The organism is Streptomyces sp. NPDC002994 (assembly GCF_040611155.1).
Taxonomy (GTDB): Bacteria; Actinomycetota; Actinomycetes; order Streptomycetales; family Streptomycetaceae; genus Streptomyces.
Window position 1 is genome coordinate 276,583 of sequence record NZ_JBEXNQ010000007.1, and the last position, 18,602, is coordinate 295,184.

The following is an 18,602-nucleotide window of genomic DNA, read 5'->3' on the forward strand; positions in this document are numbered from 1 at the left end:
GCTGTCGGTGCCCTACTGGTAACGAGGTTACGCGAGGTTACGCGAGGTGGCCGCAGGTGCCGAGAGCACGATCACCCAAACGGCCTCTGTCCGTGAAGCGATGTCAAGTCAGACACCTTTCTTTGTGGGAGTTGTTCCGGCGGGGTGGTGTCACTGACGGAGGTCATGCGCCCGCAGGGTGGAGGCCGGCCTCACCACCGGAGCCGCGCCTCATCGTGCCGCGCGAGGACGGAGACCTGGACTGGTACGAACCCGTCGGCGCCCGACCCGTTCGCCATCCTCTACCCCGACACCCCGACACCCCGACACCCCGACACCCCGCCCCCATTGGGCATCGGGGCAGACTCCGTCTCCGACCTCTCCCACGCTGGGGAGCTGCCGCGCGGCGCCACCGGCGTCGTGTGGATCTCCGGCGCGATCCGGCTGGGCGACGGCGTCATCGGCGGGTCGACGGACACCCCCAGCAACCCAGCCGTCCACCACTCCACCGACTCCCCGGCCGGCGGCAAGTACCTCGAGTCCGTGGTTCGTACCTGGTGCCGGCTGCCCGTGGGCGCGACAGTGGAGGTGGGTCGGTGGCGGCCGGGGGTGGTGGCGATGTTGCGTTTCACGGGAGTACAGAACACATGGTGGGAGATGCTTCCGGAGCAAGCACGGCAGTTGCCGGCTGAGCTGGCCAGGATCGATGCGTTCTTGGACGACGAGAGGTTCATCGCCCCGTGGCGGGCGGTATTCGCGGAGCGGCTGGCTGCCGTCGGTGCCGGTCGAGACGCTGCTTAGGCGTCCCGGTATTGGTCCCGGACCTCGGGGCGTTGCCGGAAGCCGGCTGACTTGTAGGTGGCGACGGCGCCGACATTGGAGCTCGGGGCGCAGACGATCGCGCTCGACGAGCCCAGCTCCTGGAGCGCGGCCGCCGCGGCGATGGTGATCGCTTCGCCGTAGCCATGACGGCGATGTTCCCGGTGCACGCCCATCGGTTCGAGCAGCCCGGGCCTACCCGGACCGGCCGACCACACCGTCACTGCCGCCACCGCGTTGCCTTGGCCGTCGTACGCGACCAGGCACCGGGCGTCGGCGTACGGCAATCCGGCCGCCATCGCGTGCCAGCGCCCGTCCGTGAACCTGGACCCGTCGAACGCTGCCCGATGTACGGCGGCAAACACGTGCGCCTGCTCCGGCCCGGCCACCTCGATCCGCACGCCTGGGTCCTTCACCGGCTCCGTGAGGTCGCGGCTCAGCGGCGTCCACGGCTCGTCGGCGTTCCAGCCGTCCTCGAACAGCAGATCTTGGACCAGTGCACCCATCGGCGCCTCGATGTTCGCCTTCCCCTCGGGCAGCACGCCCCGCTCCGGCTCGGTCACGTCTTCAACCAACTGGCGCGCCAACTCCTCCTCCCGCTGAGCGTCGGGCGCGATCGTCAGCCGCAACAGCCCGGGACCGTCCAGCAGCCCGACGGCGAGAATCTGTCCGTCCCGGCTCCACGTCCTGACCGCCGCGGCGGTCGCTTCCGCACCTAACCGCCAGAACCAGCCCAGGTCCCCCGGATGCAGTTGCATCGGCGCCCCGTCGTGCTGCCACTCCCGCAGCACGCCCACAGCCTCACTCAGCCCGTCGACCCCCGGCTGGCCCCACACAATCGCCATACCCCCGATCACACACCACCGCACCGACAGTCCGCACCCGGTTTCCGACCGGCCGGCGTGGCGCTTCGCTCTGAGAGGGCGTTAAGTCTGTTTCTGGTAGCGGCCTCGGGCGGGAACAACACCAGTCAACTGGCAGTTCCGCAGCGGCACGAGGCTGGCGCCGCGGCTGCCTGTGTGCCACGCTGACGGCCATGATCGTCAGGGTGAGTGAGGCACGCGTACGTCCTGAACGCTTCGAAGCGTTCCACGACTGGATCGTCTCCGCGGTGCGCGAGTTTCCCGGTCGCTATTCAGGGCTGGTCGACCACGAGGTGCTGCTCGCGCCGCCCGACTCACTGCTGTACGTCAGTCGCTGGCGCAGCGAGGAGGACCTGGTCGGCTTCGCCGGCGAGCACTGGCGTGACCAGCCCGTGGTTCTGTCGGGCGAGGACGAGTACCTCGTGGCGCCACTTCATGTGCGGCACTTCGCGATCGCATCTCTGAGCGGGCGTTAAGTCCGATCTTCCTCGGTTCGTGATCACTCTATCGCGTGAGCAGTGGGCGTTGATCGAGCCGATGATCACGGCCTGGAAGCAGGACCGGGTGGCGTGGTCAGCGACCGGGGACCCCGGGTCCTGTGACCTCCGGGAGGTCGTGAACGCGATCTTCCATCAGAACCGGACAGATTGTCAGTGGCGCTTTCTGCCTCATGACCTCCCGGCCTGGTCTGCGGTGTTCTCCGTCCCACTGGCTGCGTTCGCCGGCTTGCTCCTGGGCGGTCGGGAGGCTTCCTTGCCGGACAGCCGCACCTCGAGCACAGCGAAGCGGGAGGTCATCATGCCTTTGCTGCCCTCACGCCAGCCGACTGCCTCAAACCGGATGTCGGCATCGATGAGCTGGGGCAGAGGCCGAGCCGGCTCATGGTAGCGGGGCAGCGTGGGCGGCCCCAGCCCGCCATAGGCAGGCTGATGCGGCTTGGCGCCAACCGGACGGGCGATCTCGTTGGGGTCGATGGCCATCACGTATGACCAGCCGCGTTCTTCCAGCGCCAGCCGGAAGGAGACGCTGCGTCCACAGCCGGCGTCGGCCACGATCACCGGCACTGTCGGCAACCAGGTGACCCTGGGGCAGGAACAGCTGTGCGCACTACGCCGCCGCACCGGCAGCGGCTCCCATGGCGACTGGTAACGAACCCCGACAGCTCACCCCGGAGCCGTTCCACCTCCCCGAGCTTCATACCCACCACCATGCCGGTGACCAGCCCAGATCGGGAGAGCTGACGAAGCACTACCAGGGCCCTTCCTCCGTCCCTCCTCGCTCCGGCTCGGCTCGCATCGCGCGCAGTCGGGCCAAGGAGTCCCGGGCGACCGAAGCCGTGAACGCCGGGCACAGCAGCGGCTCCAGCGGCAGCGGGTTCTTCAGACACGGCCCGTGCCGCTCGTAGACCCCGCGTCCGCCGGCGCTGCTCAAGTGAATCCCCACACAGACGGCGGCGGTCGCCCAACGGGGCAGGGCAGGGTGTTCGTCGTGGGTGCACACGGGGTCCGGGAGCGCGGCGAGCACCGCCTCGAATCCCTGCTCCAAGGCGTCGTACGCCTCGTCGGAGCTTTTGGCGGTCCCGGCCCACCAGGTCAGCGCCGCGGCCGTGATCACATGGCCCGCCCGGTCCTCCCCCTCGGCATACCTCAAAGCCCTTCCCACATCGGCGACTTCCTCGCCCACGTCCGTACCGGGCGGTGGGTAGCCCTCCAGGACGGCTGTGAGCGAGTCGAGGTCCCGCTGCGCGGTGAAAGGCAGCAACGGCGGGGCGTCCGGGGCCGACCCGGGCTCGAGTGCCTCCAGGACCATGGCCGCGAACCCGTCGACGGTACGCGGGCAGAGCCACTGCTCCTGCGGATAGTTCTCCCACCACTCAATGCTGTCGTCGGCCACCATCCGCAGCACGTCCGGGAGCGTGTCGACGAGGTCCTCCCACTGCTCGTCGAACGGGTGCCCCTCATGACCGCAGCTCTGCCCCGCGCGTTCCCGGCGCACGGCCCGCGCCGCATCGGCCACCACGCGCGGCACGTCCCCACCGGCCAGTTCGGTGTACGGCAGCATCAGCACCAGCCCGAACACCCGCTGATACGCGAGCTCTCCGCCGGGATCGTCCGCCAGTGCCCGTGCGCACTCCAGGACGACCTGGTCCTGGACGTCGTAGGGACCGTAGCGGTCCTCTCCGGTCTCGCTCCAGGCGCGGACCAGTTGTTCGTACGTCATCAGTCGTTCCTCAGCCGTTTCAGGGAATCGCGGGCCGTGGCCGCGACGAACGCCGGACACAGGGCGGTGTCGAGGGGCGGGGCCCAGGGCTCGGGCCACTGAGCGTACGCAGCGCGGCCGCGGGTGCTCGCCAGGTGCATGCCCACCCACAGGGCCTCGGTGGTGTCGCTCGGAAGGTCCGGGTGCGCGCCATGGGGGCAGGGCCCGTCGTCGAGGAGGCCGATCGCGCGCTCGAAGGCGTCCGCCAGCTCGTCGACGAGCTCCTGCGCGTCGGCGTCGTCCGCCTCGGCCTCGACGTACCACGCGACGGCGGTGGCCACGAAGACCCGGCCGGCCAGCTCGTCGTCCGCCGCCTCCTGCAACGCGGAGGCCGCGAGCGAGAGGTCCCAGGCCACGTCGAAAGTCCTCGCGAGCGGATAGCCCTCCATGATCGCAGTGAGCCCCTGCAGTTCGTACCGGTCCTCGAACGGCAGGAACGGCGGTACGTCGTCGGCCGAGCCGGGCCGCAGCGACTCCATCACCACACGAGCGTGCCCGGCGACGTTGCGCGGGCACAGCCATGCGTCGCGCGGCCTGAGGTCCGTCCAGGGCCTCCCGTCGTCGGCGAGCTCCCGCAGAACGTCCGCCATGTTTCCGAGCTCCCCCTCCAAGTCGCCATGAAAGGGGTGGCCCTGGTGCGTGCAGGGCGCGTCCCGCAGCGCCCGGTCGACGGCCTGCGCCGCGTCGAACGCCGCCCCGACGTCACCGTCCTCCGGTTTCCTCGTAGCCAGGTACGGAAGCGCGAGGACCAGCCCCAGCGTCCAGCTGTACGCGAGCGGCCCGCGCGGATCGGAGGCTAGTTCACGGGCGCACTCGACGACGAGCCGCTCGTACGTCCGCGGTTCGTGGTCGACGTACTCCCGCATCTCGTCCCAGGCGTCGACCAGTTCCAGTTCGCTCGCCCGCTCAGCGGAAGACCGATCCGTCATCGTCATCCTCCTCGTCCATCTCCTCGTACCGCTCGTCCATCGCGACGATCGGGTCCCGCGCCCAGTCGGCGAGCAGGCTCGCACAGGCCCATACGTCGATGGGGTACGCGCCTTCCGGCGCCCCGAACTCCGCCGGGGCGTAGAGGTGATCGAGGTGCGCCTTGAACTCCTCGCGCCGGTGCCCGGACTTCCGCAGATCCGCGCCCGGATGGCCGTCACCGTGCGGGCAGTCATGGTGGAGCGGCTCGGGATCGACACCCCGCAGCAGGGCGCGCACCTCGCGCCCCACGCCGTACGGCAGGTCGAAGACCGAGGCGGCCCACAGGGCGAGGTGAAGCAGAACGAGCCGCTCGTGCGGGTCGGTGGCCTCCGAGTGCCGGCGTGCCGCCCACAGGCCGGCGTTCTGGCCCGCGACATCGGAGTTGTCGAGGTCGTCGGCGTCGACGACCGTCTGCGTCAGCGCACCGATGTCGAGGTGCCCGTCGGGCCGTACGAACGCGGCGTCCAGGCCGCTGGTGTCGCGTACGCCGAACAATTCCTGGTGCGCGGAGCGCAGTTCACCGAGCGCCTCCTCGGCGAGGTCCCGCAGATAGTCCGGGCACACCCATACGTCGGCCGGCTCGTCCAGCCATCCGGCGAGCTCGGCCCGCCCGCCGGGGCTGCGCACATGGAAGCCGATCTCGGCCACCGACTCGTAGTACAGGTCGTCTTCGTCGGGGTGCTCGCCTTCCGCGTGCGCACAGCCACCCGCATCGCCGAGCAGCCCGAGCGCCCGCTCCAGACCCTCGATCATCGCGTCGAAGACCGGACGCAGGGTGATCCGGTGGACGGCGTACGGAACCGTCACATGCTGCGTGAGGATGTACCCCGCGAGCGCGCCCCGGGTGGGACGGTCGGACAGGTAGCCCGTGTTGGACTCGATGTCGGGAGCGGGATCGATGACGGGGTAGTCGTTGAGGATCTCCTTCAGATCCCGCACCGACTGCGCATGGTCCGACGGCACCGCCTCGGGTATCCCGGATGCCGAGAACGGCGCGATCACATCGGCCGTGACGCGTGCGATGCCCGCGACATTGACCGGGCACAACTCTCCCTCCAGACGGGGGTGTTCGGGGTGCTCTCCGATCAGGTAGTCGGCGGCGGCTCCCACCGATCCCCAGGAGTCCTCGGAGAGGTGCTCCAGCTCCTCCTCGTACGGATGCGCCTCGTGTCCGCAGTCCGTCGGGTCCAGCGCCGACGCGGCGGCCACGAGCGCGGCGACGGCGGCGCGCGCCGTCTCGGGCCGCGGCCGCCAGGCGAGATAGCGGACCATCTCCGCAAGCCCCGCCACCCACACATGCGCCGACTCACCGCCGGGATCGGCGGCAAGTCGGCGCACACAGTCGAGCACGAGCGGCTCGGCCTCGGCCGGATCGGTGCGGGCACCGACCCGGGACCACTGCGCGTACAACTCGGCCGTCCGGGCATCAGGTATGACGATCATGCCCGGTAGGACGTATGGCGAGGCTCCTGAGGTTCCTGGGGCCCGTGACTAGGTCGACTCTTGTGGTCATGTCGCTGACGAGATGAAGATGGCGGCTAGTAGTGCTTCGTCAGGTTCTGGGGCTGGTTCTGTTGCGGGGCAGGGTGCGGCCGCAGGTGGTGCAGGTGCCGGTCCAGCACCTCAGCAGGGCCTGGAGGGTGACGAGGGTGACGCGGTGGTGCCAGCCCCGCCAGGAGCGGCCCTCGAAGTGGTCCAGGCCCAGACCGTGCTGGAGCTCGCGATGGTCGTGCTGGATACGCCAGCGCTTCTTCGCCCACCGCGCCAGGTCGGCGATCGGGGTGGTGGCAGGCATGTTGGTCATCCAGTAGTCGGTCGGTTCGTCTGCTTCTTCGGGCTGCTCGACCAGAAGGGTCCGCGGGGGCAGTACACCGTCCCACCGGCTGCGTCACCGTGCCCGGTCCTGAGCGGTCCGGCAGGTTTACTTGCCCAGCGAAATGCGATGTCATCTTGCCTTTACTGCCTTGCCGCCAGGCGACCTCTTCGAACGGGGTGCGAAATGTCGATGAACGCGGGCAGGGGACGGGCGGTCTCGCGGTAGCGGGGCCGTGTGGGCGGCCCCGGCCCGCCATAGACGGGCTGATAAGGCTCGGCACTGGCAGGCCGTGTTATCTCCTTGGGGTCAACGGCCATGACGTAGGACCAGCCCCGTTCTTCCGGCGCGAGCCGGAAGGAGACGCTGTGGCCGTAGCCGGCATCGTCTACGTGTTGCGCAAGGGTGTGGCCTGGAGCGATGTGCCCACACAGGTCGTGGGCTGTTCAGGGGTGACCGCCTGGCGCCAGCTCCGGGACCAGGTCCGCCACGGCGACTGCCAGCCGGTCTCGAGGAACGCTGCGGCGAGTTCCGCGACGCGTGGAAGTACGGCATTGGCCAGCTGTCCAAGTTCACCGACGCGATCCGCGGTGGTTTGCAGCAGACCGCGCAGAACTACGCCGAAGCCGCGCGCCGTATCGGGGAGGCGTTCGGCACTGGTGGCGGGACCGTCGGCGGCTCAAGGGCATCCAGCGGGTCCGCCGCGTCCGGCGGCACGAGCGCGGAGACCGATGCGCGCGCGGGCAGAGCCGCAGCATGGCCGACGACTTCGGCTGACTGACGGCATAAGTTCTCCGGCCGGGATGGTCCCGGACCGCATGCGTCTCCGCCCTTGCTGTCCCTCTTGCCTCAGCCGGCCTACCTTGGAGTGAGCCTTTTCAGCGAGGCCACTGATCGGGTGACGCCGCCGGGGTGCGCAACGCACGAGGCTCCCGTGCCGTTGGGGGAGGTGTTCGAAGTCTCAACCCTCAAGCACAGGAGCCGCGTTGGTTTCCTATCCTGCCGCACTCGACCTGCCTCACGCCCTGGTCGAGTGGGTCACCATGCTCATCGTCACCCGCGAGGGTGACCGCCGCTGCAAACTCCCGCCGCACCAGCGTGCGCTCGTCGGCCTGGTGTACCTGCGCCAGCACGACACCCTCGCCCAGATCGCCGTCGGCTTCGGCATCTCGGTGGGCACCGCCCACGCCTACACCACATGCGATGGGTTGTCCGCGTACGAGTCCTCCCGTACCCGGGCATGGGACGGTTGGGTCACGTCACTCTTCGCACGTCGCAGCCTCGCGTCGCGATCTCTCGGAGCCTTGACCGACCGCCGACCCCGGACCATACGGAACCCTCCTACTAGCTGCGGATGGCCTCTTCGAGCCAGCGGCGCCACGAGGTGTTCCGGCGGTCGCCGGGGTGCGCAAGGGTGATGTCGCCGAAGATCGCGGCCCCGGCCACCCGTATCCGCGGAGCCCGGCCCTGCGGCGCGGTGTGGGCGCGGGTCAGATCGCGTACGTCACCCAGGACGCTGCCGCAGGCCAGTTCGACCTGCACTCCTTCGGGCACGATCAGCCGTACGTCCCCGAACACCGCCCGTGCCGTCACGGTCAGCTCGCCGCTGGACGGCGCCGTCATCCCGCACAGATCCAGGGTCAGATCCCCGAGTACCGCGTAAGCGACGAGGGTGTCGGAGCCATGCGCCGCCGGGCCGCGGCAGGTGGCATCCCCGACCATGGCGACGAACTTCCGCTTCCCCGTCGCTGTTCCCGCACCGCCTCCTGCCCCGGCAGCCGCATCCGTACCCGCACTCGTCTCGCCGGCGGCGGGCAGATCCCGACCGAGTACGGCGAGCTGCTCGCGGGTCCGGGCCAGGTATGCCGCCTCGCAGCGGTCGGCCAGTTCCTCCAGCGTCAGCTGACCCTCGCCGGTGGCGACCCTCAGCCGTTCCACCAGGGCCTCCCGCTCGGCGTCCGAGGCCAGTACCGATGCCGCGGTGCCCGGAGCGGGTACGGGCGCCACGGCCGCATCCTTGAACAGACCGGGGCGTTCGGGGTCCACGTGCATGACGCTGCCTTCCGTAAACGGGCGAAACGGCCAGCTCCCATCCCAACAGGTCGCGGCCACAAGCACATCGGAGTGCGGGACGACCGGGATCACGCGCACTACATCGAAGGATGTAGTCGTAGGGCTCCGTGTGGTGCGGGGTCGGCGGTCGGTCAAGGCTCCGACAGGTCGCGACGCGAGGCTGCGACGTGCGAAGAGTGACGTGACCCAACCGTTCCATGCCCGGGTACGGGAGGACTCGTACGCGCACAACCCATCGCATTGCCGCAGGCCAGGGCCCCTTACCGGAGTCCTGCTAAGGCCCCTACAGTCAGCTCAGTTGCGGGGGTGTCCAGTCGGCATGGCGCAGGATGGCTCCGACGGTCGCGCGGGACGGGGCCAGCCGGAGCGCCGTGTTGCGCAGGGCGATGGCCAGCGGGTGGGTCAGTTGCTGACCCATGCGGCCGGCCTGGCGGGCGGCGCGGGCGACGGACTGGCTACGCGGGCGGCGCTCGGTGTCGTAGCGGATCAGCGCCACCTCGACGGTGGGTTCGGTCGCGAGTGAGGCGGCGAGTGTGACCGCGTCCTCCAATGCCTGGCAGGCGCCTTGGCCGAGGTTCGGGGTCATGGCGTGGGCCGCGTCGCCGAGGAGGGCGATGCGGCCCACGGCGTAGGTGGACAGGGGGGTGGCCAGCTCGTTGATGTCGTGATGCAGGACGGCCTCGGGCCGGGTCGCGTCCAGTAGCGCGGGGATCGGGTCGTGCCAGTCATCGAACCGGCGGCGCATCTCGGCAAGAGGGTCCGGGTAGCGCACGTCGGCGGATGAGTTGAGGACGGCGTGCCACTCGGCGCGGCCGTCGGTGAACGCGATGTGGCCGAACTCGGCGCCCTGCCCCCAGGTCAGTTCGAACTCGGTCCGCAGATCGACCGGGCGCTCGGTGATAGCGCGCAGTACGGTTGACCCGCTGTAGGAGGGGCCGGGGTGGTCGGGGAAGAGCTGGGTGCGCAGCCGGCTGTTGATGCCGTCGGCGGCCACGACCAGGTCCGCGTCGAGAACGGTGTCCCCGATGGGTATCCGCACCCGAGCGGGGTCGGAGCGGTCGACGGACGCCACCTCGGCCGCGATCACCGGGGACTCGGGCGGCAGAGCCTCGCAGAGCAGCTGGTGGAGCGCGGCGCGCGGGATGCCGACGATCGAAGTGCCCAGCTCGCGCTCCAGCGCGGCTCCGTCGGCCACCTTGTCGAGGTCACGTGCAACGGTCATTCCGTTCCCACGCCGTCAGCAGGCACCTCGGCAGAATCCACGGAGACTCTGGCCTGCCCCGGCAGCTGTCCCTCGACGTCCTCGACGCTACGCTCTCGGTCACCCTCGCCTTCGACGCCCTGATTCCGTTCGGCTTCGTCTTGGCCGCGTTTCAGCCGGTCGACCCCGCTTGAGCAACCAGAGCAGCTGCGGCCAGAAGACGTTGATCAGGATCGTGACTACGGAGTGCGGGGCCGGCTCCGTGACGTTCTCGCTCTGGTCCGGTTCGGCGCCCTCCGTCGTGGCGGCCGGGAAGTCGGGCTGGGCCGGGGCGTTGACCCGGAAGCCGGCTGCCGGCGTCGGCGCGGATCGTCGTGCGACTGACGGCGCACGCGGCCGTGGCCTCCCTCTGGGTGAGCGTCGGACGCGACGTCATGGCTCGCATCCTCCCTGCACGACCGTGCGGCACCAGGCCGGCCCACGCTGTTCATCCGCCACCGGTCAGCGACTCACGCCGCGCCGCCCTCGGGGAACTGAACCTCTTCCAGGCTGTCGCTGGAAAGACACCTCGAGTGGATCACTTCACACGTGAAGGTCAGGCCCTGCCATCTGGATCAACGAGACCTCGGAGGGCGGCACCTCTGGCTCCGACGGCGCCACGCGTTCGCAACTGGCCGCATCGCCGCGTTCCAGTGCCAACACGTATGTCAGCGCCTGCTTCAGATCCAGTGTCGGTGCCTGCTGACGCAGTGCGCGCAGGGCAGTCAGGCGTCCCTCGTCGGCGAGAACCTGCGCCACATGTGCACTGAGCGAGGCTTTCGCGTCGGACGGCGTATGTCCTTTGAATCGCCGGCGGTACTCGTCCTGCCAGTTGCCCATCTTGAAGGTCACGATGGGAATCATGTAGACGCTGCCATCCTCGGCGTCCACCAGGATCGGTCCGCCACCGACGATGAGATGCCGTGAATCTCCCGTCTCGAGCCAGGCCCGGGCCTGCGTTGACACAAGCCATCCAAACTCGTGCCGCGCCACGCCGGAAACCACCTCGGCCGGCACGGCGTCCTGCGAGAGCGGACGGTCCTGATGTTCACGAAGCAGTGCTTGCTCGACCAGTTCGACAGCACGCTCTTTCGAAATCACGCACCCATCATGCGGGCCGCTCTGCGATCAGCCAATCGGTATTCATGCCACGGCGGAGCCGTTCACCTAGCGGGAAGGCAACGCTGTCGTCATAGAACACCTCTGCTGAAGGCAGTGGTGGAGTTGGCCGAGCATACGGTTGAACAGGTGCCGGAGGGCTTGGGCATGCCAGTCTCCTGTCTCGCGTCGTCGTCGGTAGTGGGCGTTCGCCCTGGGTGAGAGGGGGTGAGGGTGGCGAAGGCCCACAGGTGTCCGGCGTGATTGAGCCGGTTGCTCTTCAGCGAACCTTCGTCCGACGTACTTGCGTTTGCCTGAGGCCCGGGTGACCGGGCCGCGCCGGCGTATGCCTTCAGGCCGCCAGCAGTGGCGAAGCGGCTGCGGTCGTCACCCATCTCTGCCAAGAGGCGGGCCCCGACACCGGCGCCGACGCCGATGCCGGGAAAGCCGAGCATGATCGGCGCGTCGGGGTGGATGCGGAAGGTCCGTTCCACGGCCTTGGCGAGCTCGTCGACGGCCTTGCAGACAGCGTTCAGCTGGTCAGCAGGGCCTTGGCCTGGATCCCCATGGCTTCCTCGACCGCGGGCAGCTGGCGGGCTGCGGACTGGCGGAACAGCGTGTGGAGCCGTTCGGCATCCTCAGTGATGCCGCGCTTGCGGCCCGCATTGGCCATCATCAGCCGGAGTTTCCACGTCGGCAGTTGGGCCGCCAGGGCGGGGGTTGGGGCGGCGCCGAGGATCTTGCGGGCGTCCGGGCGGGTCAGTCCGCCGGCTTTGTCCCGCCAGGCTTCGACTGCGGCCGGGTAGTACTCGCGCAGGAGCGAGCGGAGCTGGTTGGCGATCTGCTGCCGGTTCCAGACGGCGTCCCTGTGGGCGCGCTTGCCCTCTTCTCCTTGCTTTGCTCGCTGTTGCCGCCCAGCGACGTGCGGGACCCGCGGAGCACCCGGCGGGTCTCGGGGCTGCCGCCGTCGGCGATCGGGCCGCGCACAGTCAGTGGCTGCGGGTATCCGCACCGTGTTGCACGCCAGCCCGGTACGGCAAGCCCTGATCGTGAGGCCCTCCGCAGGCGGAGGGCCTCACAGGGGACTCGTGGGGTTTAGAAGCGGCTGACCATCCCCGGGATGCCCCGAGGCGTCGGGAGCGGCAGCGGGTTGGGGTCGCTGCGTTCGTCTGCGGCCGGAGCGGCCTGGCAGGTCACGTCCTTCGACGGCAGCTTGCCAGTGGTCAGGTAGGCAGTGGCCGTCTTGTCGGCGCACGACTTGGTGCCGTAGATGCCGTGTCCGACACCTCCGGAGACCGTCACCATCTTCGACCCCTTCAGGCACGGCGCAGGCCCTGGCCGCTGCTCAGCGGCGTCTGGGAATCCCACTCGTTCTGCAGGATCAGCGCGCCGACCTTGTTGTCGATCGTAGTAGCGGGCCCGCTGCCCTTCTTCTTCCAGAAGGCGCACGGCTTGATGTGGGAGGCGAAGTCGCCGTACAACGGGTACTTGGCCTTGTCCCGGATCGCGTCCTTGCGGTACTGCTCGGGATCGCGCGTCCAGGTGCGGGTGTCGGCGCACACGACGGACCAGAAGCCGGCGTCGCCGTTGTCCGAGGGCACGGTCCGGCCGAACGACGGCGGAAGGGGCGCGGGCGTCCTGAGCTCCCGGCCGGCGGAGGGGGGTGCTCCTGTGGCGGCCTTCTTCAACTCGGCGACCGACTCGGCGGCGTCGCGCACGCTGAAGAACATGGACCGGCTGCCGTAGCGGATGTCGTGACCGGTCAGAAGTGTGCCGTCGAGGTCGATCGGCTCGCGGTCGGCTTGGGCGACCAGGTCGTAGAAGGTCTTGCGGACGGCTTGCGGGGTCTTGCCCAGCTTGTATGTGGCATGCCGCGCGGCGGTCCACTCGGTCCACCTGGTGAAGGCGGGCTCGGTGCCCTCCGCCCAGACCTGGATCATGCCGCGCCATACCCGGGCCGGGTCGACGGCGCTGTCCAGCACGAAGCGGTCGGAGCGCTTCGGGAACATCTGCGTGTACACGGCGCCGAGGTAGGTGCCGTACGAGTACCCGAGGTAGGAGATCTTCTTCTCGCCGAGCACGACACGGATCACGTCCATGTCCCGGGCGGTGTTGCGGGTGGTGATGTGGGGCAACTTGCCACCCTGCTTGGCGTCGCACTTCTCAGCGACGTTCCGGGCCCACTTCACGTCCTTGGTGAACGTCTCGGCCTTGTACGGCCGTTCCCAGTTCCGCTCCTCGGACGTCAGGCCGCAGCCGACGGGGGAGCTCTGGCAGATGCCTCGCGGGTCGAAGCCGATGAAATCGTACTTGGCCTTCACGGCCTTCGGCAGCTCGCCTGCCAGGTACTGCGGCATGTCGACGCCCGGCCCGCCCGGGCCACCCGGGTTGAGCAGAAGCACACCGCGCCGTTCCTTCTTGGTGCTCGTCTTCATCCTCGATATCGCGAGGTCGAGCTTCTTGCCGCCCGGGCTGCTGTAGTCGAGCGGCACCTTGATCGTGGCGCACTGGAAGGCGGCAGGCATCGCCGTGTCGCAGCGGTGCCAGGCCGGCTTCTGCTGGAGGTACGGGCGAAGGGGATTCTCCGCGGCGGATGCCGTGGCTGGGGTCAGCGCGGGAACCAGCGTGGTGACGGTGCCGACCGCCAGGAAGAGGGCTATTCGACTGTTTCGCACGTGGATTGCCAGAGCACTTGAGCGCCTCGCTGCGATGGCATGGCACCCTGGCAGCGCCGGGGCTCGCTGCTCATCTCATCTCGTCGCGGATCGCGTTGCGGTGTTCCTCGTAGACGAGCCGCGCATCGTCGCTCGGCAGCGCCTCGGTGGCGAGGCCGCAGGCACACGTCACGACGGTGAGGCCGCACGGAGTGCGCAGTGTGTACCCCTCGGGGCTGGTCCAGGCGCCACCGGCCGGGTTCTCGTAGCGGAGGTTGTGGCGGTACTGGAACGTGCGGGTATGGCTCGGGGTACAGCCGGTGCCGGTCTGGTCAACGCTGAAGCGGTGCTTGCTCATGGCTCCAGTGTGGCCGCCCGCGAGCGATCGCCCGGGATGTTCTCGTTGTGCCAGGTTGTGTCCATTTGCGGCGTATGGCTGGCTCCTCGTCGGGAGTGGTCCCTCACGGTGTGGCGTACACCGGCCCCCATCGAAGGCTGCGGAGGCCACCTTGGAGGGCTTGGCGGGCGTGTCCTGCTCCGGGGGTAGCGGGACGACGCCGATGTCCTCCAGCTGATGCCCTGACGCCTGACCTGCTTCCTGCCTGCCCGCCGGGCGGCCGCTGAGAGCGTCCTGTCGGGCGCGAGCGTGAAGATGCGTGTCGTGCCAGCCATCCGCATGCAGCAACGCGTTGCGGCGAACGCCCTCCTGCACGAAACCAGCCCTGGTGCCACGTGGCACGATGCCTGGGTGCTCGCCGAATGCCCAAGCTCAAGGCGGTGGAACCCGGCCTCGACCAGCACCCAGTCAGTGACCGCCGCAACGGCGCGGGAACAGACACCAGCACCGCGGGCCCACGGCGCGGTCCAGTACGAGATCTCGGCCTGACCGCCCATCAGGATCACTGGTTGCAGAGAGACACGGCCAAGGGCCACGACGGTCAGTGTTCGGCGCGGGGGTTGCCCTTTCGGTTGTGGGCGGCGCGGGCTTTGGCGCGGTTGCCGCAGAGCTCCATGGAGCACCAAGTGCGGCGCCGGTTGCGGGAGTGGTCGTAGTAGGCCCATCGGCAGCTCGGCTCACGGCACGCCTTGAAGCGGGGCCACGTTCCGTCGGCCACGGCGTTCGCTACGGCGATCAAGAGTGTGGCCATCGCGGCGTCGATGGGGTCACTGGTGGCGGGAGACAGTCGCGGCGGCTGCCGGCTCACGTCGAGTGTCAGTGGGATTTGTGCGGTGAGTGCGGCCAGGTCGGCTTGGGCGGCTGGGTTGAGGCCGTCGGGCCTGGGGCTGGCGACCGTTTCGGCGTTGTTGGCGGCGATCAGTGCCCGAAGGCCTTCGCGCACGGATGCCGCGCGGGCGTGTTGGGCGTCGGTCACGGCTGTCTGCGCGGGGGTCAGCCCACGGTCGTGGAGCCAGTGGGAGAGCTGCTGCGGTGCCGCGATCAGATCGCCGTCGGCGCGGCGGGTGTTGACGAACTCTTCGATCCAGCGCAGCGGCCCGGGGGCGGTGCCTGCGGAGTCGTTGTCCGGGCGCGGCCCGGTGACCGGCTTCGACGTCATGACGCGATTGTAACCATCTATTGACACTCACTGGTTACATAACTAGCGTTTCGCTTACATTGGTTAGGTCGAAGGGGTGGGCATGAGCATCAGCATTGGCGGCGCCTGCATCGACACCACCGACCTGGCGGGGGCCTCCGCCTTCTGGCAGGCGGTGACCGGGTACGACGTCGCATCGTCCGACGACGCCACCATCTATCTGCAGGACTCGGCCAAGAGTGCGGTGGGGCTGTCCCTGCAACTGGTGCCCGAGCCGCGCGTGGGCAAGAACCGGCTGCATCTGGACCTGTCAACCGACGACCTTGCCGGCCAGGTCGACCGGATCAGCGAGCTCGGCGCGACCGTGGTGCGGCGATTCGACGAGGACGGCTGGCTGGTGCTGGCCGACACCGACGGCAACCAGTTCTGCGTGGTCGCCGCATAACCGCCGCACCGACGAGAAACAGGGAGAAATCAGCGATGGCCTCAGTGATCAGAGAAGTCTCCATCGATGCTCCGGCGGGACGCTGCTGGGACCTGCTCGGCGATTTCGCCGCTGGCCCACAGCGCTTCGCGCCCGGCTACGTCACCGGCAGTCGTCTCACCGAGCCTGGCGAGCGACTTGTCACCTTCGCCACCGGCGACGTGGTGCGAGAACGCCTCATCGCTATCGATAACCAAGCCCGCCGCATCGTCTGGGCCTGGACCGGCGACAACGTCCAGCCCGTTCACAACAACTCCTCTATACAGGTCTTCGCGCACGGCCCTGATCGCAGCCGACTGGTATGGATACACGATGTGCTGCCGGATGAACTCGTCGCCGGCCTCACCTCCGCGATCGACGGCGGCCTCCCGATCATCAAACAAACCCTGGAGGCACACGCCAGCCAGCCGCTTGGCCAGGTCGTGGCGTGACCAGCGCCGGCCAAGCAGGAGCCGGCGCCGCTCGGACACTGCTGGTGAAGCCGTCAGTGCCTGTGCCTTTGGAAGGCAGGCCGAGGTCGATGTCAGCGACAGCCTGATGACTGCGGCGCTCACCGCGTCGGGGTACCGGCGGACAGTTCGAGGGTGTAGCGGCCGCCGCCGTGGCGCAGAGCGTTGGTGACGAGATCGGGGAGACGACCAGGACGAGGGTGTCCGTCACGTCGGCTCCGAGTGCTGGGCTGAGGCTGTTGGTGAGTGTGCGGGCGATTTCGCGGGCCCGGTGGATGTCCGCTCGTGCAGCTTGCACACAGGGACGGCAGACTCCTGACTTCTCCAACTGAAGGAAACCTGCCGTGGCGGTAGTAGACATTGCTGTTTGGTCGGGTAGGGTTTCGCTCGTAGCCAGGACAGCAAGTGAGGCGCGGCAGGGATGAACTGCCGCGTACGCAGGTTCAAGTGAGTTGTGGCACGGCAGCGGAATCTGGGGGCCGGATGCGCCAGGGTCCTCGGGTTGGCTGCCGGGCCGGACGGCCCACAGGGGCGGATTGTGGCACGGCAGTGGAGGGGCAGGGCCGGACGCATGCAGGGGTCCTGTCGCTGATTGCCGGGCCGGCGCCCAAAGGGGCCGCAAGCAGTCCCGCAGTTCAGCAGTACGACAGATTGTCAGCAAGGAAAGAAGGAGGTAGACGCCATCAGGATCGCCCGGGCGAGGAAGAGTCCGCTCGGGTACCGAAGGCCCCGGAAGGTAGGTGGTCCCCGGTCACGCATCCGCGATCCCCGCGTTCCCGTCCATTCCCCTGGCGGAGATGCGGAAACAGAAACCCGGCACAGAAGTAGCCGGTAGATGGTGTTGCTTTCAGGGACCCTGGTGCCATGCGGCACCAGGGTCCCTTCAGACTTCATCTTCTTTGCTTTGATCGTTGCCGATGGCGTCCCGCTGATGCGCAAGGCGTTCCAGCCGCATCAGAACGGGAAGGCCGGCGTCCCGCTCGCCGACGCCGGAGCCGAAGGCGGCGAACAGGAGGCCGCGTCCGCGCTGTTCGCCGGCGCCATGGGCGCGTACAAGAATCCCGGCAGCCACCGCACCGTCGACTTCGACGATCCCCTCGAGGCGGCCGAGGTCATTCAGTTCGCCGACTTGCTGCTGCGGCAGGTCGAGCGTGCCAAGCGTCGTCAGGACGCCGTGACGACGTAGCCGCCGGTATGAAGCCGGGTGGGTCCGTTCATGCTCCACTGTTGCAGGCCAGGCTGGCTACGGGCGCGGTTGCTGGGGGTCACCTGAGGGACAGGAGGAACTTTAGGCCCGCCCAGGTCCCGAAGCCTTTTCCTTGATACTCGGGAACGGGGCGCGTGGTCTCCTCTTCGGTGTGCACCAGCTGCCCTGTGCTGACTCGGAAGTGGGTCTCCGTGTGCCGAGTGTTCAGCTTCACGAGCCAGGAGCCGTCCTGCATGCGGAACACGCAGCGCTGGGGCCGGTCCCCCTCCGGTATGAACATCAGGTCTGGGACATGGCTCTCGGCCAGCCGGGTTCCTGCGGCTTCCGCATCCGAACTACCGCCCTCCACATGCTCCGTGAGCGCCAACTCCCATTGCTGCCAGCGGTGGCAGTCCTCCCAGCGGTCGAAATCTATTCGGCTCTCTTCAACCAACACGTACCAGGCACCCGTCATGCTGCAGATGGTAGAGCTTGGCGTCTGCCCTCAGATCGACCCGCAACTCGCCGGCCAGCACTGGCCGCTCCCGCCCGCTCCCGCCCGCCCTCATTGTCCGCTGCTGCGACGACGTCACCGTCTTCGAACGGCCCTGCCGCCTTCTGCCCGTCTATCGGCAGACGTTCTCCGTGCGCTTGAGAAGTGGCACCCACCTGCCTCATCCGTGGATAACGTCGAGGACATGACGAGCTCCCAACACGACGCCGCCGCTGGCCCACTCCCTCGAACTGCGCTCGGCAGCCGCCCGGCTCGCCCTTCTGGAAGGCCTCGCGGCCACCGCTGCGCCAGCCGAGATCCTCTACAACATGGCCAGCGCCATCGATTCCCTGCGCCACCCGGTCTCCGTCCTCGGACGGCGAGCGACTGAAGGGCACGGAGACGCCAACCTTGAGATGGCCGCTTGTGATGCCGCCCTGGCCGACGCCGCAGTTAAGGTCCGCTCGGTCCTTCGGCATTTCTCATAACCGCCCGGTGGAGTACACCTCCTGGCGTGAGGTGGGCCATCGGTCAACGGCTGACTGTTTCTACGGAGCCGGTGATGATGAGCACGGTCAGGGCCACCACGAGGTCGAAGAGCTGCAGCCGGAAATCGGTGACTGCGTCACGCGTCTGCAGGGCTGGGTTCTGGCCAATGGGCGGATGCAACCACGTAGGTCTGGACCTC

At 68.6% G+C, this 18,602-nt stretch carries 19 protein-coding genes and 6 pseudogenes; 8 read left to right on the top strand and 17 right to left on the bottom strand.

Features of this window, described 5'->3' with window-relative positions; all coding sequences use genetic code 11:
* Window positions 1-597: 597 nt before the first annotated feature.
* A pseudogene (locus ABZX79_RS12035) lies at window positions 598-781 on the top strand (ISNCY family transposase); the annotation flags it as partial.
* Here ABZX79_RS12035 and ABZX79_RS12040 read toward each other — a convergent pair.
* On the bottom strand, window positions 777-1,643 hold the full coding sequence (locus ABZX79_RS12040) for a GNAT family N-acetyltransferase (protein ID WP_355254847.1): 867 nt from the start codon (window positions 1,641-1,643) through the stop codon (window positions 777-779). The pseudogene ABZX79_RS12035 and the gene ABZX79_RS12040 overlap by 5 nt on opposite strands.
* A gap of 203 nt (window positions 1,644-1,846) precedes the next feature.
* Between ABZX79_RS12040 and ABZX79_RS12045 the strand changes: the two genes are divergently transcribed.
* The gene (locus tag ABZX79_RS12045; protein ID WP_355254849.1) at window positions 1,847-2,137 is read left to right on the top strand and encodes a hypothetical protein; all 291 of its coding nucleotides are present in this window, start codon (window positions 1,847-1,849) and stop codon (window positions 2,135-2,137) included.
* 61 nt (window positions 2,138-2,198) lie between these two features.
* Window positions 2,199-2,360, top strand: a pseudogene (locus ABZX79_RS12050) (transposase); the annotation flags it as partial.
* Here ABZX79_RS12050 and ABZX79_RS12055 read toward each other — a convergent pair.
* The 6 genes from ABZX79_RS12055 to ABZX79_RS12080 form a co-directional block, all read right to left on the bottom strand.
* Complete coding sequence (locus ABZX79_RS12055) at window positions 2,330-2,782, bottom strand: transposase (RefSeq protein ID WP_355254851.1); 453 nt, start codon at window positions 2,780-2,782, stop codon at window positions 2,330-2,332. The pseudogene ABZX79_RS12050 and the gene ABZX79_RS12055 overlap by 31 nt on opposite strands.
* Window positions 2,783-2,909: 127 nt before the next feature.
* A complete protein-coding gene (locus ABZX79_RS12060; protein ID WP_355254853.1) occupies window positions 2,910-3,881 on the bottom strand; it encodes a hypothetical protein in 972 nt (323 codons plus the stop codon).
* Window positions 3,881-4,849, bottom strand: a complete 969-nt coding sequence (locus tag ABZX79_RS12065; RefSeq protein WP_355254855.1) for a hypothetical protein — start codon at window positions 4,847-4,849, stop codon at window positions 3,881-3,883. The genes ABZX79_RS12060 and ABZX79_RS12065 overlap by 1 nt, the downstream gene beginning before the upstream one ends.
* Entirely contained in the window at window positions 4,827-6,332 is a 1,506-nt protein-coding gene (locus ABZX79_RS12070) for a hypothetical protein (protein ID WP_355254857.1), read from the bottom strand. The genes ABZX79_RS12065 and ABZX79_RS12070 overlap by 23 nt, the downstream gene beginning before the upstream one ends.
* Window positions 6,333-6,441: 109 nt before the next feature.
* Window positions 6,442-6,693 (bottom strand): hypothetical protein, encoded by a 252-nt coding sequence (locus ABZX79_RS12075; protein ID WP_355254859.1) that lies wholly within the window; start codon window positions 6,691-6,693, stop codon window positions 6,442-6,444.
* A 152-nt stretch (window positions 6,694-6,845) separates the two neighbouring features.
* On the bottom strand, window positions 6,846-7,124 hold the full coding sequence (locus ABZX79_RS12080; protein WP_355254928.1) for a transposase: 279 nt from the start codon (window positions 7,122-7,124) through the stop codon (window positions 6,846-6,848).
* Between ABZX79_RS12080 and ABZX79_RS12085 the strand changes: the two are divergent.
* Both ABZX79_RS12085 and ABZX79_RS12090 read left to right on the top strand, forming a co-directional pair.
* Window positions 7,074-7,181 (top strand): annotated as a pseudogene (locus ABZX79_RS12085) (IS5/IS1182 family transposase); the annotation flags it as partial. The gene ABZX79_RS12080 and the pseudogene ABZX79_RS12085 overlap by 51 nt on opposite strands.
* A 507-nt stretch (window positions 7,182-7,688) precedes the next feature.
* Window positions 7,689-7,895 (top strand): annotated as a pseudogene (locus tag ABZX79_RS12090) (transposase family protein); the annotation flags it as partial.
* Window positions 7,896-8,046: 151 nt separating this feature from the next.
* On the opposite strand, the gene ABZX79_RS12095 reads toward ABZX79_RS12090, so the two are convergent.
* From ABZX79_RS12095 to ABZX79_RS12130, 8 genes and pseudogenes are all read right to left on the bottom strand, one after another.
* Window positions 8,047-8,748, bottom strand: a complete 702-nt coding sequence (locus ABZX79_RS12095) for a DUF1707 domain-containing protein (RefSeq protein ID WP_355254861.1) — start codon at window positions 8,746-8,748, stop codon at window positions 8,047-8,049.
* 316 nt (window positions 8,749-9,064) lie between these two features.
* The gene (locus tag ABZX79_RS12100) at window positions 9,065-9,997 is read right to left on the bottom strand and encodes an FAD-dependent monooxygenase (RefSeq protein WP_355254863.1); all 933 of its coding nucleotides are present in this window, start codon (window positions 9,995-9,997) and stop codon (window positions 9,065-9,067) included.
* A 561-nt stretch (window positions 9,998-10,558) separates the two neighbouring features.
* Window positions 10,559-11,116, bottom strand: coding sequence for a YrhB domain-containing protein (locus tag ABZX79_RS12105; RefSeq protein ID WP_355254865.1), 558 nt, complete (start codon window positions 11,114-11,116; stop codon window positions 10,559-10,561).
* Window positions 11,117-11,182: 66 nt separating this feature from the next.
* A pseudogene (locus ABZX79_RS12110) lies at window positions 11,183-11,990 on the bottom strand (transposase); the annotation flags it as partial.
* Window positions 11,991-12,208: 218 nt separating this feature from the next.
* Window positions 12,209-13,788 (bottom strand): annotated as a pseudogene (locus ABZX79_RS12115) (alpha/beta hydrolase).
* Window positions 13,789-13,858: 70 nt separating this feature from the next.
* Window positions 13,859-14,125, bottom strand: a complete 267-nt coding sequence (locus ABZX79_RS12120) for a hypothetical protein (RefSeq protein ID WP_355254867.1) — start codon at window positions 14,123-14,125, stop codon at window positions 13,859-13,861.
* Complete coding sequence (locus tag ABZX79_RS12125; protein ID WP_355254930.1) at window positions 14,122-14,661, bottom strand: GNAT family protein; 540 nt, start codon at window positions 14,659-14,661, stop codon at window positions 14,122-14,124. Before ABZX79_RS12125 ends, ABZX79_RS12120 begins: the two co-directional genes overlap by 4 nt.
* Before the next feature lie 44 nt (window positions 14,662-14,705).
* The gene (locus ABZX79_RS12130; RefSeq protein ID WP_355254869.1) at window positions 14,706-15,323 is read right to left on the bottom strand and encodes a CGNR zinc finger domain-containing protein; all 618 of its coding nucleotides are present in this window, start codon (window positions 15,321-15,323) and stop codon (window positions 14,706-14,708) included.
* A gap of 82 nt (window positions 15,324-15,405) precedes the next feature.
* On the opposite strand from ABZX79_RS12130, the gene ABZX79_RS12135 reads away from it, so the two are divergent.
* From ABZX79_RS12135 to ABZX79_RS12145, 3 genes are all read left to right on the top strand, one after another.
* On the top strand, window positions 15,406-15,747 hold the full coding sequence (locus tag ABZX79_RS12135; protein WP_355254871.1) for a VOC family protein: 342 nt from the start codon (window positions 15,406-15,408) through the stop codon (window positions 15,745-15,747).
* Window positions 15,748-15,782: 35 nt separating this feature from the next.
* Window positions 15,783-16,217, top strand: coding sequence for an SRPBCC family protein (locus tag ABZX79_RS12140; protein ID WP_355254873.1), 435 nt, complete (start codon window positions 15,783-15,785; stop codon window positions 16,215-16,217).
* Window positions 16,218-17,139: 922 nt separating this feature from the next.
* The gene (locus ABZX79_RS12145) at window positions 17,140-17,421 is read left to right on the top strand and encodes a TIGR02391 family protein (RefSeq protein ID WP_355254875.1); all 282 of its coding nucleotides are present in this window, start codon (window positions 17,140-17,142) and stop codon (window positions 17,419-17,421) included.
* A gap of 79 nt (window positions 17,422-17,500) precedes the next feature.
* Here ABZX79_RS12145 and ABZX79_RS12150 read toward each other — a convergent pair whose 3' ends face one another.
* Window positions 17,501-17,896: a hypothetical protein gene (locus ABZX79_RS12150; protein WP_355254877.1), complete on the bottom strand. Its 396-nt coding sequence runs from the start codon at window positions 17,894-17,896 to the stop codon at window positions 17,501-17,503.
* 549 nt (window positions 17,897-18,445) lie between these two features.
* Entirely contained in the window at window positions 18,446-18,583 is a 138-nt protein-coding gene (locus ABZX79_RS12155) for a hypothetical protein (protein ID WP_355254879.1), read from the bottom strand.
* Between the last annotated feature and the right edge of the window lie 19 nt (window positions 18,584-18,602).

Bases quoted from the DNA above. Each gene is read 5' to 3' on its own strand.
- ABZX79_RS12040 (WP_355254847.1), bottom strand. From the start codon at position 1,643: ATGGCGATTGTGTGGGGCCAGCCGGGGGTCGACGGGCTGAGTGAGGCT.
- ABZX79_RS12060 (WP_355254853.1), bottom strand. From the start codon at position 3,881: ATGACGTACGAACAACTGGTCCGCGCCTGGAGCGAGACCGGAGAGGAC.
- ABZX79_RS12065 (WP_355254855.1), bottom strand. From the start codon at position 4,849: ATGACGGATCGGTCTTCCGCTGAGCGGGCGAGCGAACTGGAACTGGTC.
- ABZX79_RS12070 (WP_355254857.1), bottom strand. From the start codon at position 6,332: ATGATCGTCATACCTGATGCCCGGACGGCCGAGTTGTACGCGCAGTGG.
- ABZX79_RS12075 (WP_355254859.1), bottom strand. From the start codon at position 6,693: ATGACCAACATGCCTGCCACCACCCCGATCGCCGACCTGGCGCGGTGG.
- ABZX79_RS12100 (WP_355254863.1), bottom strand. From the start codon at position 9,997: ATGACCGTTGCACGTGACCTCGACAAGGTGGCCGACGGAGCCGCGCTG.
- ABZX79_RS12120 (WP_355254867.1), bottom strand. From the start codon at position 14,125: ATGAGCAAGCACCGCTTCAGCGTTGACCAGACCGGCACCGGCTGTACC.
- ABZX79_RS12125 (WP_355254930.1), bottom strand. From the start codon at position 14,661: ATGGGCGGTCAGGCCGAGATCTCGTACTGGACCGCGCCGTGGGCCCGC.
- ABZX79_RS12130 (WP_355254869.1), bottom strand. From the start codon at position 15,323: ATGACGTCGAAGCCGGTCACCGGGCCGCGCCCGGACAACGACTCCGCA.
- ABZX79_RS12135 (WP_355254871.1), top strand. From the start codon at position 15,406: ATGAGCATCAGCATTGGCGGCGCCTGCATCGACACCACCGACCTGGCG.
- ABZX79_RS12140 (WP_355254873.1), top strand. From the start codon at position 15,783: ATGGCCTCAGTGATCAGAGAAGTCTCCATCGATGCTCCGGCGGGACGC.
- ABZX79_RS12150 (WP_355254877.1), bottom strand. From the start codon at position 17,896: ATGACGGGTGCCTGGTACGTGTTGGTTGAAGAGAGCCGAATAGATTTC.